Source organism: Enterobacter sp. BNK-18, assembly GCF_047456135.1.
GTDB classification, from domain to species: domain Bacteria; phylum Pseudomonadota; class Gammaproteobacteria; order Enterobacterales; family Enterobacteriaceae; genus Enterobacter; species Enterobacter ludwigii.
This window is the reverse complement of record NZ_CP179899.1, coordinates 2,837,557-2,851,333: the sequence shown is the minus strand read 5'-3', so window position 1 is coordinate 2,851,333 and position 13,777 is coordinate 2,837,557. Positions and strand designations below refer to the sequence as shown.

The 13,777-nt window shown below is 53.7% G+C and carries 11 protein-coding genes; 8 read left to right on the top strand and 3 right to left on the bottom strand.

The window, feature by feature from the left end:
• Nucleotides 1-9 precede the first annotated feature (9 nt).
• From mazG to eno, 3 genes are all read left to right on the top strand, one after another.
• Nucleotides 10-801: a nucleoside triphosphate pyrophosphohydrolase gene (gene mazG, locus ACMGG3_RS13695; RefSeq protein ID WP_414149249.1), complete on the top strand. Its 792-nt coding sequence runs from the start codon at nt 10-12 to the stop codon at nt 799-801.
• Nucleotides 802-1,024: 223 nt separating this feature from the next.
• Nucleotides 1,025-2,662, top strand: a complete 1,638-nt coding sequence (gene pyrG / locus ACMGG3_RS13690) for a glutamine hydrolyzing CTP synthase (protein WP_014171412.1) — start codon at nt 1,025-1,027, stop codon at nt 2,660-2,662.
• Between the two features lie 82 nt (nt 2,663-2,744).
• Nucleotides 2,745-4,043 carry a phosphopyruvate hydratase gene (gene eno / locus ACMGG3_RS13685; protein WP_014885045.1) on the top strand — a complete coding sequence of 433 codons (1,299 nt, stop codon included), beginning with the start codon at nt 2,745-2,747 and terminating at the stop codon, nt 4,041-4,043.
• A gap of 52 nt (nt 4,044-4,095) precedes the next feature.
• On the opposite strand, the gene ACMGG3_RS13680 is transcribed toward eno, so the two are convergent.
• A complete protein-coding gene (locus tag ACMGG3_RS13680; protein WP_044857973.1) occupies nt 4,096-5,205 on the bottom strand; it encodes an SDR family oxidoreductase in 1,110 nt (369 codons plus the stop codon).
• Nucleotides 5,206-5,564: 359 nt separating this feature from the next.
• Nucleotides 5,565-6,389: a MurR/RpiR family transcriptional regulator gene (locus ACMGG3_RS13675; RefSeq protein ID WP_020883807.1), complete on the bottom strand. Its 825-nt coding sequence runs from the start codon at nt 6,387-6,389 to the stop codon at nt 5,565-5,567.
• 166 nt (nt 6,390-6,555) lie between these two features.
• Here ACMGG3_RS13675 and ACMGG3_RS13670 point away from each other — a divergent pair, with 166 nt between their 5' ends.
• Genes ACMGG3_RS13670 through queE form a run of 3 tightly spaced genes read left to right on the top strand, consistent with a single transcriptional unit; the run spans nt 6,556 to nt 9,548 of the window.
• Nucleotides 6,556-8,115, top strand: a complete 1,560-nt coding sequence (locus tag ACMGG3_RS13670; RefSeq protein ID WP_414149248.1) for a maltose/glucose-specific PTS transporter subunit IIC — start codon at nt 6,556-6,558, stop codon at nt 8,113-8,115.
• Entirely contained in the window at nt 8,115-8,822 is a 708-nt protein-coding gene (locus ACMGG3_RS13665; RefSeq protein WP_025203360.1) for an N-acetylmannosamine-6-phosphate 2-epimerase, read from the top strand. Before ACMGG3_RS13670 ends, ACMGG3_RS13665 begins: the two co-directional genes overlap by 1 nt.
• 54 nt (nt 8,823-8,876) lie before the next feature.
• Complete coding sequence (gene queE / locus ACMGG3_RS13660; protein ID WP_020883810.1) at nt 8,877-9,548, top strand: 7-carboxy-7-deazaguanine synthase QueE; 672 nt, start codon at nt 8,877-8,879, stop codon at nt 9,546-9,548.
• 28 nt (nt 9,549-9,576) lie between these two features.
• Here the strand turns inward: queE and queD are convergent, their stop codons facing one another.
• On the bottom strand, nt 9,577-9,939 hold the full coding sequence (gene queD, locus ACMGG3_RS13655) for a 6-carboxytetrahydropterin synthase QueD (RefSeq protein ID WP_014171404.1): 363 nt from the start codon (nt 9,937-9,939) through the stop codon (nt 9,577-9,579).
• 306 nt (nt 9,940-10,245) lie between these two features.
• Here queD and cysJ point away from each other — a divergent pair, with 306 nt between their 5' ends.
• Together cysJ and cysI are read left to right on the top strand one after the other, a co-directional pair.
• A complete protein-coding gene (gene cysJ / locus ACMGG3_RS13650) occupies nt 10,246-12,051 on the top strand; it encodes an NADPH-dependent assimilatory sulfite reductase flavoprotein subunit (protein WP_414149247.1) in 1,806 nt (601 codons plus the stop codon).
• Nucleotides 12,051-13,763: an assimilatory sulfite reductase (NADPH) hemoprotein subunit gene (cysI, locus tag ACMGG3_RS13645; RefSeq protein WP_014171402.1), complete on the top strand. Its 1,713-nt coding sequence runs from the start codon at nt 12,051-12,053 to the stop codon at nt 13,761-13,763. The genes cysJ and cysI overlap by 1 nt, the downstream gene beginning before the upstream one ends.
• Nucleotides 13,764-13,777 lie beyond the last annotated feature (14 nt).

Below are 13,777 nucleotides of genomic sequence, written 5' to 3'. Positions count from 1 at the left end.
GACAGAATTATGACCCAAATTGACCGCCTGCTTGGCATCATGAAACGCCTGCGCGATCCTGAAAACGGCTGCCCGTGGGACAAAGAGCAGACTTTCGCCACCATCGCCCCGTACACCCTCGAAGAGACCTATGAAGTGCTGGACGCCATTTCACGCGAGGATTTTGATGACCTGCGTGGCGAACTGGGTGACCTGCTGTTCCAGGTGGTGTTCTATGCGCAAATGGCGCAGGAAGAGGGGCGTTTTAACTTCGATGACATCTGCGCTGCCATCAGCGACAAACTGGAACGCCGTCATCCGCATATCTTTAGCGATGCCACCGCAGGCGATAGCGCGGAAGTGCTGGAGCGCTGGGAACAGATTAAAAGCGCCGAGCGCGCGGAGAAATCCCAGCACTCGGCACTGGATGACATTCCCCTGAACCTGCCTGCGCTGATGCGGGCGCATAAAATTCAGAAACGCTGCTCCGCGGTTGGCTTTGACTGGACGTCTCTTGGCCCGGTGCTGGAAAAAGTGCATGAAGAGATCGACGAAGTGATGCACGAAGCGCAACAGGCCGTGGTAGATGAAGCAAAGCTTGAAGAAGAGATGGGCGATTTGCTGTTTGCGACCGTCAACCTTTCTCGCCATCTGGGTGTAAAAGCGGAAACCGCCCTGCAAAAAGCCAACATTAAGTTCGAAAGACGCTTTCGCGAAGTTGAGCGGATTGTGGCCTCGCGCGGCCTGGAAATGAGCGGAATTGACCTCGATGCGATGGAAAAAGTCTGGCAAGAAGTAAAACGCCAGGAAACTGATCTCTAACGAAATTTTGCGATCAAGCGCAATTTGTGTGATTTTTTAAATGACAAGCGCTTGATTTGCGTCAAAAACATTTACCCAAAAGGGGCTATTTTCTCACTCCTTATGTTTGTCATTGGCTGGACAGGAGACGGAGAATGAAAGTTTGTGGCGCTCGCCGTGTTCGGGTATACTACTTTCCCGTCCTGGTTATTCCATCGTTTCACCCTAACTTCTCAGGTTCAGCATGACAACGAACTATATTTTTGTGACCGGCGGGGTCGTATCCTCTCTGGGTAAAGGCATTGCCGCAGCCTCCCTCGCAGCCATTCTTGAAGCCCGTGGCCTCAATGTGACCATGATGAAACTGGATCCGTACATCAACGTCGATCCGGGTACCATGAGTCCAATCCAACACGGGGAAGTGTTCGTTACTGAAGACGGCGCTGAAACCGATCTGGATCTTGGCCACTACGAGCGTTTCATCCGCACTAAAATGACCCGTCGTAACAACTTCACGACAGGCCGCATCTACTCCGACGTTCTGCGTAAAGAGCGCCGTGGTGATTATCTTGGTGCTACCGTTCAGGTTATCCCACACATCACTAACGCTATCAAAGAACGCATTATTGCGGGCGGCGAAGGCCACGACGTGGTGCTGGTTGAAATCGGCGGTACCGTGGGTGATATCGAATCCCTGCCATTCCTGGAAGCGATTCGTCAGCTGGCGGTTGATATTGGCCGTGAAAACGCGCTGTTCATGCACCTGACGCTGGTGCCTTACATGGCAGCCGCAGGTGAAGTGAAAACCAAACCTACTCAGCACTCCGTTAAAGAGTTGCTCTCCATCGGTATTCAGCCAGACATCCTGGTTTGCCGTTCCGATCGCGCGGTTCCGGCGAACGAACGCGCGAAAATTGCATTGTTCTGTAACGTGCCGGAAAAAGCCGTTATTTCAATGAAAGATGTCGATTCCATTTATAAAATCCCGGGCCTGTTGAAATCACAGGGCCTGGACGATTATATTTGTAAACGATTCAGCTTGAACTGTCCGGAAGCTAACCTGTCTGAATGGGAACAGGTTATTTACGAAGAAGCGAATCCGGCTGGCGAAGTGACTATCGGCATGGTTGGCAAGTACATTGAACTGCCAGATGCCTATAAGTCAGTTATCGAAGCGCTGAAACACGGTGGTCTGAAGAACCGCGTCTCCGTTAACATCAAGCTGATTGATTCGCAGGATGTTGAAACGCGTGGCGTTGAAATTCTGAAAGATCTGGATGCGATCCTTATCCCTGGCGGCTTCGGCTACCGTGGTGTAGAAGGCAAGATCGCCACCGCACGCTATGCGCGTGAAAACAATATTCCATACCTCGGTATCTGCCTGGGTATGCAGGTTGCGCTGATCGAATTTGCGCGCAACGTAGCGGGAATGGAAAACGCGAACTCTACGGAATTTGTGCCAGACTGTAAGTACCCTGTCGTGGCGCTTATCACTGAATGGCGCGACGAAGAAGGTAACGTCGAAGTCCGTACCGAGAAGAGCGACCTGGGTGGCACGATGCGTCTTGGCGCACAGGCCTGCCAGCTGTCTGACGATAGCGTCGTTCGCAAGTTGTATGGCGAGCCGGTTATCACCGAACGTCATCGTCACCGCTATGAAGTCAACAACATGTTGTTGAAACAAATTGAAGCTGCGGGTCTGCGTGTTGCGGGCCGCTCCGGGGATGATCAGTTAGTCGAGATCATCGAAGTGCCAAACCATCCGTGGTTTGTCGCCTGCCAGTTCCACCCGGAATTTACTTCAACGCCACGTGACGGGCATCCGCTGTTTGCAGGCTTTGTGAAAGCCGCCAGCGATTACCAGAAGCGCCAGGCGAAGTAAAAAAAGTTAGAACGGCAACGCGTACCTCTGGTACGCGTTGTTTGTCTGGAGTTTTAGTTTAACTTGTACTGAGGAAAATCTAATGTCCAAAATCGTTAAAGTCATCGGTCGTGAAATCATCGACTCCCGTGGTAACCCGACCGTTGAAGCCGAAGTTCACCTGGAAGGTGGTTTCGTCGGTATGGCAGCTGCTCCGTCAGGTGCTTCTACTGGTTCCCGCGAAGCGCTGGAACTGCGCGATGGCGACAAATCCCGTTTCATGGGCAAAGGCGTACTGAAAGCTGTTGGCGCCGTAAACGGCCCTATTGCTCAGGCAATCATTGGCAAAGACGCTAAAGACCAGGCTGGCATCGACAAGATCATGATCGATCTGGACGGTACTGAAAACAAATCTAACTTCGGTGCTAACGCAATCCTGGCCGTTTCCCTGGCGAACGCCAAAGCTGCAGCGGCTGCTAAAGGTATGCCACTGTTCGAACACATCGCTGAACTGAACGGCACTCCAGGCAAATACTCCATGCCTGTACCGATGATGAACATCATCAACGGTGGTGAGCACGCAGACAACAACGTTGATATTCAGGAATTTATGATTCAGCCAGTTGGCGCGAAATCCCTGAAAGAAGCAGTACGTATGGGTTCTGAAGTGTTCCACAACCTGGCTAAAGTTCTGAAAGCTAAAGGTATGAACACGGCTGTTGGTGACGAAGGTGGCTATGCGCCAAACCTGGGTTCTAACGCAGAAGCACTGGCTGTTATCGCTGAAGCGGTTAAAGCAGCAGGCTACGAGCTGGGCAAAGACATCACTCTGGCAATGGACTGTGCAGCGTCTGAATTCTACAAAGACGGTAAATACGTTCTGGCTGGCGAAGGCAACAAAGCGTTCACCTCTGAAGAGTTCACTCACTTCCTGGAAGACCTGACCAAACAGTACCCAATCGTTTCTATCGAAGACGGTCTGGACGAGTCTGACTGGGATGGCTTCGCATACCAGACTAAAGTACTGGGCGACAAAATCCAGCTGGTGGGTGACGACCTGTTCGTAACCAACACCAAGATCCTGAAAGAAGGCATCGAGAAAGGCATCGTTAACTCCATCCTGATCAAATTCAACCAGATCGGTTCTCTGACCGAAACGCTGGCTGCGATCAAAATGGCGAAAGACGCTGGCTACACCGCTGTTATCTCTCACCGTTCTGGCGAAACTGAAGACGCTACCATCGCTGACCTGGCTGTTGGTACCGCGGCTGGCCAGATCAAGACCGGTTCTATGAGCCGTTCTGACCGTGTTGCTAAATACAACCAGCTGATTCGTATCGAAGAAGCACTGGGCGAAAAAGCACCATACAACGGTCGTAAAGAGATCAAAGGCCAGGCATAATCGCTAAGCCTTAAAATGAAAATGCCAGTCGTAAGACTGGCATTTTTTTTGGCTATTTAAAATCGACCGCCATTTGTTCCGGAATGGTCAGCCCCTGAGTGGTTTGCACGCAGCGGGCAATATAGTCCGTAAAGCGAGGTGGCTTAGGCATGCCCATGCTAAGCAGCTTATCATTGCTGAAGCGCACGTTGAGTGTGGCAAAAGCACCGTATAAACGCATTGCTTTCAGCATCAGGCGCTCGTTGCACGGCCCAAAAATATCCTTCAGTTCGCGGCGCATTCTGACCAGCGTTTCGTAACTCACCTGAGCGTATCGATCTCCGACAGGGGCTTTCTCCAGCGCCTGCGCCATTGCCTTATCAATATCAGCAAAGCGAACGCTGTTCTCTTCTCCGGCAGAAATATGTACCACTTCCCCTGAACGTGCATCACTGGTAAGCAGCATTAACAGCGCGTCGGCACAATAGTCCACCGGAACGACATCGATTTTGTCTTCCATCGAACACATGAATTTTTGCAGCATTAACCCCATGCTAAAGACCCAGAAAATACTGCTTGAAGGTGTGCAGCCGTGACGGGTATGGCCGACGACGATAGACGGGCGGGCGATGAGCAGCGGCAGGTCAGGACAGTGCTGGCGCATCAGCTGTTCAATGGTGGATTTCGAATAGGTATATTCCACCAGATGCTCGGCGTTCTCTCTGAATTCTGCACTTTCGGCGACCAGCGAATCCTGCTCCGGCGTGCAGGACATCGCCGTGCCAACGTGCAGGAAGCGCTGTAGGGTCGACACCCGTTCCATGCGGCGCGCCAGCGCCAGGGTTCCCTCGACGTTCACCTTCCAGATAAGCGGGTTGTTGCCAAATGACGCGACGGCCGCGCAGTTAACGACATGCGTCACCTGTTCAAGGCGCGGATCGTTCAGGAAGGCTTCCGGCTGGCTGAGATCGCCAATGAGGATATTCTCCACGCTCAGCGAGGCCAGTGCATGCTCAGGCACGTTGAACTTACGCATATTCTCCTGCACTCGCGCCAGCCCACCTTGCGGGTCACTGGCGCGCGCAAGCAGAAGTAAATTTACGGCGCTTTCGCCGGTCAGGATTTTTTCAAGTACTGCACCACCCAGAAATCCGGTCACGCCTGTAATCAGTAAGGTTTTCATTGATACCGTCTCATTATGATTGATGAGGCGGATTGTAGGCGGGCGAAAGTAAACGGCGTTTAAATAAAAAAATGGCCAGCCTTACCGTTTCTTAAGCTTATTTTAAGGTAAGGAATTCAGGGGATGAGATTGGACATTGCAGGAGGGAAGAAAATTCAATTTATCAAGATATTTATTTTAACTTACTGATTTGTATATTATAAACGTGCTTCCTGTGTCGTGGGAATATTAAGTCAAAATGTAATTATAAAAATACTTTGTAACATCATTCATTGATGCGGTAAATAATTTAACGGATGCTTAAGTACACTTAAAATAACGAACTCGCAGGCTATTGATATATAGCCTGCGAAGGTTTTTTACAGCAACAGAGGAAGCGTTGCGCTGGCGGTTTGTTGGCTGACCTCGCCGTAATGACCGTCTATTGCAATAAGGGAGTGGGTAAGCAACTCGACCAGCAGCATAACGCCCACTTTGGCATTGAGTGCGCCTGCGCTAAGCGGCCCCTCGGGTTTGGCTGCAACCAGAAGCATATCGCTAAGGGACGCCAGCGGGCTACGCGGCGTATTGCTGAGCGCCAGCACGGGGACGCCACGTTTGCGCGCAAGTTTTACGACGTGAAGTAAATCCCGCGTTGAGCCTGAACTGGAGATGGCTACCACCAGCGACGCTTTAGAGAGGGTGGTCGCATTCATGGCTGCACGGTGCATATCGCTGAAGAGCTGCACAGGTTTGCCCAGGCGCAACAGCTTATAATGCAGATACTCGCCGAGGATCGCACTGGCAGCGACCCCATAAATCTGGACTGACTGCGCCTGATGCAGTGCCTGTGCCGCCTTTTCCAGCAGTGCTCTGTCGAGCAGTCTGGCGGTATCCTGCAGAGCCTGTACAGACTCTTCCACTACGCTATCAATTTCATCGCCGGCCTGACGCTCTGGCTGACCCTGCTGAATGTCCAGCGCAAGCGCCATTTTGAATTCCGTGTACCCCTTACAGCCCAGTGTGCGGCAAAGACGCGTCACGCTGGCCTCGCTGGTATGACTTTCGCGCGCCAGCTCAGTGATCGTCAGGTAAAGCACCCGGGCAGGATCGTTGAGGACAAACTCTCCCAGTTTTCGTTGCGTTGGGCTGTATCCGGAAGCTTCCTGGCGTAGCTTCAGCAGCAGGTTTTCATGGTCTGACATGCGAGATCCTTAATGCATTCTTCTGCCGACTAGTGTGGCGGAAAGCGGGGGAAAGATGCCAGTCATTTCGAAAAAGTATGATCGTCCTCCTGGTTATTGATGATAATTTTCACTATTAATAATTAATATGGTAAAAATTTTCATCTATACGCAAGGGGATGAAAAAATGATGCAAATGTTCAGTGGGGCTTCTTCTGGCGGATGGTTTGAGAAAGCGCAGCGCTTTGGCAAATCATTTATGTTGCCCATCGCCGTCTTGCCCGCGGCGGGTTTGTTGCTGGGGATTGGAGGCGCGTTATCAAATCCCAATACCCTCACGGCCTACCCGTTTTTAGATGTTGCGTGGCTGCAGGCCATCTTTACCATTATGAGCAGTGCCGGTTCGATTGTGTTCGCCAACCTCTCGGTGCTGTTTGCTGTCGGGGTCGCCGTCGGGCTGGCAAAAAATGATAAAGGAACCGCAGGGCTGGCGGCATTGCTCGCTTTTCTGGTGATGAATGCCACCATCAATGCGCTGCTGATCCTGACCGGAAAACTGGCACTTGAGAACCCGGGTGCCGTAGGGCAGGGAATGACGCTGGGGATCCAGACGCTGGAAACCGGCGTATTTGGTGGCGTCGTCATCGGGCTTGTGACCTGCGCGTTACATCATCGGTTCAATAAGATCGCGCTTCCGCAGTTCCTGGGTTTCTTTGGCGGTTCACGTTTTGTACCGATCGTCAGCTCGCTGGCGGCAATACTTGTCGGGGCATTAATGACCGTCATCTGGCCGCATTTCCAGAAGCTGATCTTCGGTCTGGGCGGGCTTGTGGATGCCACCGGTTATCTGGGGACGATGCTGTACGGTTTCATTTTGCGCATGCTCGGGCCGTTTGGTTTACACCACATCTTCTATCTTCCCTTCTGGACGACCGCGCTTGGCGGCAGCGAGATCGTTAACGGTCAGCTGGTAGAAGGTACGCAGCGGATCTTCTTCGCCCAGCTTGCCGACCCGACAACACGCCTGTTTTATGAAGGCACGTCGCGTTTCATGTCCGGACGCTTCATCACGATGATGTTTGGTCTGCTGGGTGCCTGCCTCGCGATGTATCACACGGCAAAGCCGGAGAACAAAAAACGCGTCGCGGGGCTGTTACTTTCGGCGGCATTGACCTCGTTCCTGACGGGGATTACTGAACCTATTGAGTTCTCATTCCTTTTTGTTGCTCCTGTGCTGTACGTCATTCACGCCCTGTTTGACGGGCTGGCGTTTATGCTCGCCCATATTTTACACATCACTATCGGGCAAACCTTCTCAGGCGGTTTTATCGACTTCGTGCTGTTCGGCATTCTCCAGGGCGAGGCCAAAACCCACTGGATGTTCGTGCCGCTGGTAGGGGGGCCGTGGTTCTTCCTCTACTACTTTACGTTCCGCTATCTGATTAATCGCTTTGATTTTGCCACGCCGGGGCGTGAGAAAGAGGCGATGGCGGATGAAGTGACCTTTTCGCAGAGCGAGCGTGCCGTTGCGGTGATCGCCGGGTTAGGTGGCAAAGACAATCTCGAAGAGGTGGACTGCTGCGCGACGCGTCTTCGCGTCACGGTGAAGGATGGCAGCAAAGTGAACGAATCGGCGCTGAAAGCGACCGGCGCGCGCGGCGTTATCGTCCGCGGCAACGGTGTTCAGGTCATTTATGGGCCGCATGTCACGATTATTAAAAACGAAGTGGAAGAGATCTTATCGTAATGAAAACTGTACTGGATAACCTGAAGGGAAAACTGGTCGTCTCCTGCCAGGCGCTGGAGAATGAACCTCTGCATAGCGCGTTTATTATGTCACGAATGGCGCTGGCCGCCGCGCAGGGTGGGGCGGCAGCGATCCGTGCCAATAGTGTGGTGGACATCGAAGCCATCAAGCAGCAGGTGGCTCTGCCGGTTATCGGCATCATCAAACGCGATTATCCGGATAGTGAGGTGTTTATCACCGCCACGATGAAAGAAGTGGATGAGCTGATGACGGTTTCTCCGGAAATCATTGCCCTGGATGCGACTGCGCGACAGCGCCCTGGCGGCGAAGACCTGGCGACGCTGGTCGCGCATATCCGCACGCGGTACCCGTCGGTACGCCTGATGGCGGATATTTCCACAACAGAAGAGGCCGTGACGGCGCAGGCGCTGGGTTTTGATTGTGTGGGGACCACGCTTTACGGTTATACGACAGAAACCGCAGGCCATGCGCTACCGGACAATGACTGCGCGTTTCTGAAAGAGGTGCTGGCTGCCGTCGACATTCCCGTGGTGGCCGAAGGCAACGTTGACACACCTGAACGGGCGGCGAGGTGCCTGGAACTTGGTGCCTTTATGGTCGTTGTCGGCGGGGCCATCACCCGTCCACAGCAAATTACTGCGCGGTTTATGGCAGCGATTGGCGCTCAAAGCACCGATGGAGCATGACCATCTGACGGGGATCTGCGATACTTATCGTTTATCCCCTTAACTGAGATGACTATGCAGTACCCGATTAACGAGATGTTCCAGACCCTGCAAGGCGAGGGTTACTTTACCGGCGTTCCCGCCATCTTTATTCGATTACAGGGATGCCCGGTAGGCTGTGCCTGGTGTGATACCAAACATACGTGGGATAAACTCGCAGATCGGGAAGTGTCGCTGTTTAGCATTCTGGCTAAAACCAAAGAGAGCGATAAGTGGGGCGCGGGAAGTGCAGAAGATCTGCTGGCGATCATTGGCCGTCAGGGTTGGACGGCGCGCCACGTGGTGATTACCGGGGGTGAACCCTGCATCCACGACCTGACGCCGCTGACCGAGCTGCTCGAAAAGAACGGCTACAGCTGTCAGATTGAAACCAGCGGCACGCATGAAGTGCGCTGTTCTCACACCACCTGGGTGACGGTTTCGCCGAAAGTTAACATGCGCGGCGGCTACGATGTTCTCTCTCAGGCGCTGGAGCGTGCTGATGAGATCAAACACCCGGTTGGCCGCGTGCGTGATATCGAAGCGCTGGATGAACTGCTCGCCACGCTGACGGATGAAAAGCAGCGGATCATCGCGCTGCAGCCTATCAGCCAGAAAGAGGATGCCACGCGCCTGTGTATTGAAACCTGTATTGCCCGCAACTGGCGGCTGTCGATGCAGACGCACAAGTACCTGAACATCGCCTAAAAAAAAGCCCGGATATTCCGGGCTTTTTTTACTCACCGCGATAGATACAGCCCGCGGTGCAGGTCTCTTTGATCATCACCGCGCTCAGCAGAGGCACCTGCGGTTTCATCTGATCCCAAATCCATTTAGCCAGCACTTCACTGGTCGGGTTTTCAAGACCCGGGATATCATTCAGATAGTAGTGATCCAGACGATCGTAGGTCGGTTTGAATGCCGCCTTCAGCTCGGCAAAGTCCATGATCCAACCGGTATGCGGATCGACGTCACCGGTTATCTCAAGACGCACCATAAACGAGTGCCCGTGCAGACGGCCACATTTATGCCCTTCAGGAACATGCGGAAGGTGGTGGGCGGCTTCGAAGGTGAAATCTTTAAACAGTGTGGTGGACATTATTGCTCTCAGTAATGCGGAAAAAACCGCCGCATAGTACCGGAAAGCACAATTTTTATCATTAACTAAAACGGCTCTGTTGCCGCAACGTAGTGCATACGAGAAAGGACTACTATTTTGTGATTAAATTTCAATGGGTTAGTTAATCGTTTTTATCGTTAAGAACGATAACTAAAACAGGTTAGTCCATTTGGTTATTTATTATTTCCATCCCTTCTTTAATTGTTATTATCCTCGCCGTTAACCTTATCTTCAGTTTGGATTTATTCGCTTAAAGTCCGCTTGGCTACTGGAACATAACGACGCATGACAACACAGGCCCCACCTTCAAATTTGCTTCCCCTGAACCCGGAGCAACTGGCGCGCCTTCAGGCTGCCACCTCTGATTTTTCTCCCACCCAGCTTGCCTGGGTCTCCGGTTATTTCTGGGGAATGCTTAACCAGCAACCGGGCGCTGTGGCTGCTGCACCGGCAACTGCGGTAGAAATTCCGGCGATTACGCTGATTTCTGCCTCGCAGACGGGCAATGCTCGCCGTGTGGCCGAAGCGCTGCGCGACGACCTGCTGGCCGCCAAACTGAACGTGAACCTGGTGAACGCCGGGGACTATAAATTCAAACAGATCGCGTCCGAAAAACTGCTGGTGGTGGTGGCTTCAACCCAGGGTGAGGGTGAGCCGGCTGAAGAAGCGGTGGCCCTGCATAAATTCCTGTTCTCGAAAAAAGCCCCAAAACTGAACGGGACGGCGTTCGCCGTGTTTGGCCTGGGCGACACCTCCTACGAATTTTTCTGCCAGTCCGGTAAAGATTTCGACAGCAAACTGGCGGAACTGGGCGCTGAGCGCCTGCTGGACCGCGTTGATGCGGATGTGGAATACCAGACTGCAGCCGCTGAATGGCGTGCGCGCATCGTTGACGTGCTGAAAGCGCGCGTGCCGAAAGAGACCCCAACGCAGGCTGCCGTCACCGCGGCGGGTGCAGTCAATGATATTCACACCAGCCCGTATACCAAAGAGGCACCGCTGGCAGCGAGCCTGGCGGTTAATCAGAAAATTACCGGTCGCGACTCTGAGAAAGACGTGCGGCATATTGAAATCGATCTCGGTGATTCCGGTCTGCGTTACCAGCCGGGCGATGCACTTGGGATCTGGTACCAGAACGATTCGGCGCTGGTTAAAGAGCTGGTCGAACTGCTGTGGCTGAAAGGCGATGAGCCTGTCACCGTCGACGGTAACACGCAGCCGCTCTCTGAGGCGCTGCAGTGGCATTTCGAGCTGACGGTCAACACGCCAAACATCGTTGAAAATTATGCCACCTTAACGCGCAGTGAATCGCTGCTGCCTCTGGTGGGGGATAAGGCGAAGCTGCAGCATTACGCCGCGACGACGCCGATTGTCGATATGGTGCGTTTCTCTCCAGCACAGCTGGATGCGGATGCGCTAATTGGCCTGCTGCGTCCGCTGACGCCGCGCCTCTACTCCATTGCCTCTTCGCAGGCCGAAGTGGAGAGCGAAGTGCATATCACCGTGGGCGTGGTGCGTTATGACATCGAAGGCCGTGCCCGTGCGGGCGGGGCATCAAGCTTCCTGGCCGATCGCGTGGAGGAAGACGGTGAAGTGCGCGTGTTTATCGAGCACAACGACAACTTCCGTCTGCCTGCGAACCCGGAAACACCGGTCATCATGATTGGGCCGGGTACCGGTATTGCACCATTCCGCGCCTTTATGCAGCAGCGCGCTGCAGATGAGGCGCCGGGTAAAAACTGGTTGTTCTTCGGCAACCCGCACTTTACGGAAGATTTCCTCTACCAGGTTGAGTGGCAGCGTTACGTCAAAGAAGGTGTCCTGACGCGCATCGACCTGGCCTGGTCCCGCGATCAGCAAGAAAAAGTATATGTACAAGACAAACTGCGCGAACAGGGCGCAGAGCTGTGGCGCTGGATCAATGACGGTGCCCACATTTATGTCTGCGGCGACGCCAATCGCATGGCGAAAGACGTTGAGCAGGCATTGCTGGAAGTGATTGCCGAATTCGGCGGTATGGATGCCGAAACGGCGGATGAATTTTTAAGTGAGCTGCGCGTTGAGCGCCGTTATCAGCGAGATGTCTACTAATGAGCGAAAAACATCCAGGGCCACTGGTGGTCGAAGGTAAACTGACAGACGCCGAGCGCATGAAGCTGGAAAGCAACTATCTGCGCGGCACCATTGCTGAAGATCTGAATGACGGTCTCACCGGCGGCTTTAAAGGCGACAACTTTCTGCTGATCCGTTTCCACGGTATGTATCAGCAGGACGACCGTGATATCCGCGCCGAACGTGCAGAACAGAAGCTGGAGCCGCGTCATGCGATGCTGCTGCGCTGCCGTCTTCCGGGCGGGGTGATCACCACGAAACAGTGGCAGGCGATCGATAAGTTTGCGGGTGAAAATACCCTTTATGGCAGCATCCGTCTGACCAACCGTCAGACCTTCCAGTTCCACGGCATTCTGAAGAAGAACGTGAAGCCGGTACACCAGATGCTGCACTCTGTCGGGCTGGACGCGCTGGCCACGGCCAACGACATGAACCGTAACGTGCTCTGCACCTCGAACCCGTATGAGTCCGAGCTGCACGCCGAAGCCTATGAGTGGGCGAAGAAGATCTCTGAGCACCTGCTGCCACGCACTCGTGCCTATGCGGAGATCTGGCTCGATCAGGAAAAAGTGGCCACCACCGACGAAGAACCGATCCTTGGCCAGACCTATCTGCCGCGTAAGTTCAAAACCACCGTGGTGATCCCGCCGCAGAACGATATCGATCTGCACGCCAACGACATGAACTTCGTGGCGATTGCCGAAAATGGCAAGCTGGTGGGCTTTAACCTGCTGGTGGGCGGCGGTCTCTCCATCGAACACGGTAACAAGAAAACCTATGCCCGCACCGCAAGCGAGTTTGGTTTCCTGCCGCTGGAGCACACGCTGGCCGTGGCTGAAGCGGTTGTCACCACGCAGCGCGACTGGGGTAACCGTACGGATCGTAAAAACGCGAAAACCAAATACACCCTGGAGCGCGTGGGCGTAGAGACGTTCAAAGCGGAAGTGGAGCGTCGCGCGGGGATTAAGTTTGAGCCGATCCGTCCGTATGAATTTACGGGACGTGGCGATCGTATTGGCTGGGTTAAAGGCATCGACAATAAATGGCACCTGACGCTGTTTATTGAAAACGGCCGTATTCTTGATTATCCGGGCCGCCCGCTGAAAACCGGTCTGCTGGAAATTGCGAAGATCCATAAAGGTGAATTCCGTATCACCGCTAACCAGAACCTGATCGTTGCCGGCGTGCCGGAAAGCCAGAAAGCGAAGATTGAGAAACTGGCGCGCGACCATGGGTTGATGGACGCGGTGAAGCCTCAGCGTGAAAACTCAATGGCCTGCGTGTCGTTCCCGACCTGCCCGCTGGCGATGGCGGAAGCAGAGCGTTTCCTGCCGTCATTCACCGATAAGGTGGAAGCGATTCTGGAAAAACACGGTATTCCGGACGAGCATATTGTTATGCGTGTCACCGGCTGCCCGAACGGCTGTGGCCGTGCGATGCTGGCCGAGCTGGGTCTGGTGGGTAAAGCGCCGGGTCGCTATAACCTGCACCTCGGCGGCAACCGTATCGGAACGCGTATTCCGCGCATGTTCCGTGAGAACATCACCGAGCCGGAAATTCTTGATTCTATCGACGAGCTTGTCGGGCGCTGGGCGAAAGAGCGCGAAGCGGGTGAAGGCTTCGGCGACTTTACGGTGCGTGCGGGCATTATTCGCCCGGTGCTCGATCCCGCAAGGGATTTCTGGGAGTAAACACGAGAGGTAAT

Coding starts and splice junctions, on each gene's coding strand:
- mazG (WP_414149249.1), top strand. CDS start 10: ATGACCCAAATTGACCGCCTGCTTGGCATCATGAAACGCCTGCGCGAT.
- pyrG (WP_014171412.1), top strand. CDS start 1,025: ATGACAACGAACTATATTTTTGTGACCGGCGGGGTCGTATCCTCTCTG.
- eno (WP_014885045.1), top strand. CDS start 2,745: ATGTCCAAAATCGTTAAAGTCATCGGTCGTGAAATCATCGACTCCCGT.
- ACMGG3_RS13680 (WP_044857973.1), bottom strand. CDS start 5,205: ATGAAAACCTTACTGATTACAGGCGTGACCGGATTTCTGGGTGGTGCA.
- ACMGG3_RS13675 (WP_020883807.1), bottom strand. CDS start 6,389: ATGTCAGACCATGAAAACCTGCTGCTGAAGCTACGCCAGGAAGCTTCC.
- ACMGG3_RS13670 (WP_414149248.1), top strand. CDS start 6,556: ATGATGCAAATGTTCAGTGGGGCTTCTTCTGGCGGATGGTTTGAGAAA.
- ACMGG3_RS13665 (WP_025203360.1), top strand. CDS start 8,115: ATGAAAACTGTACTGGATAACCTGAAGGGAAAACTGGTCGTCTCCTGC.
- queE (WP_020883810.1), top strand. CDS start 8,877: ATGCAGTACCCGATTAACGAGATGTTCCAGACCCTGCAAGGCGAGGGT.
- queD (WP_014171404.1), bottom strand. CDS start 9,939: ATGTCCACCACACTGTTTAAAGATTTCACCTTCGAAGCCGCCCACCAC.
- cysJ (WP_414149247.1), top strand. CDS start 10,246: ATGACAACACAGGCCCCACCTTCAAATTTGCTTCCCCTGAACCCGGAG.
- cysI (WP_014171402.1), top strand. CDS start 12,051: ATGAGCGAAAAACATCCAGGGCCACTGGTGGTCGAAGGTAAACTGACA.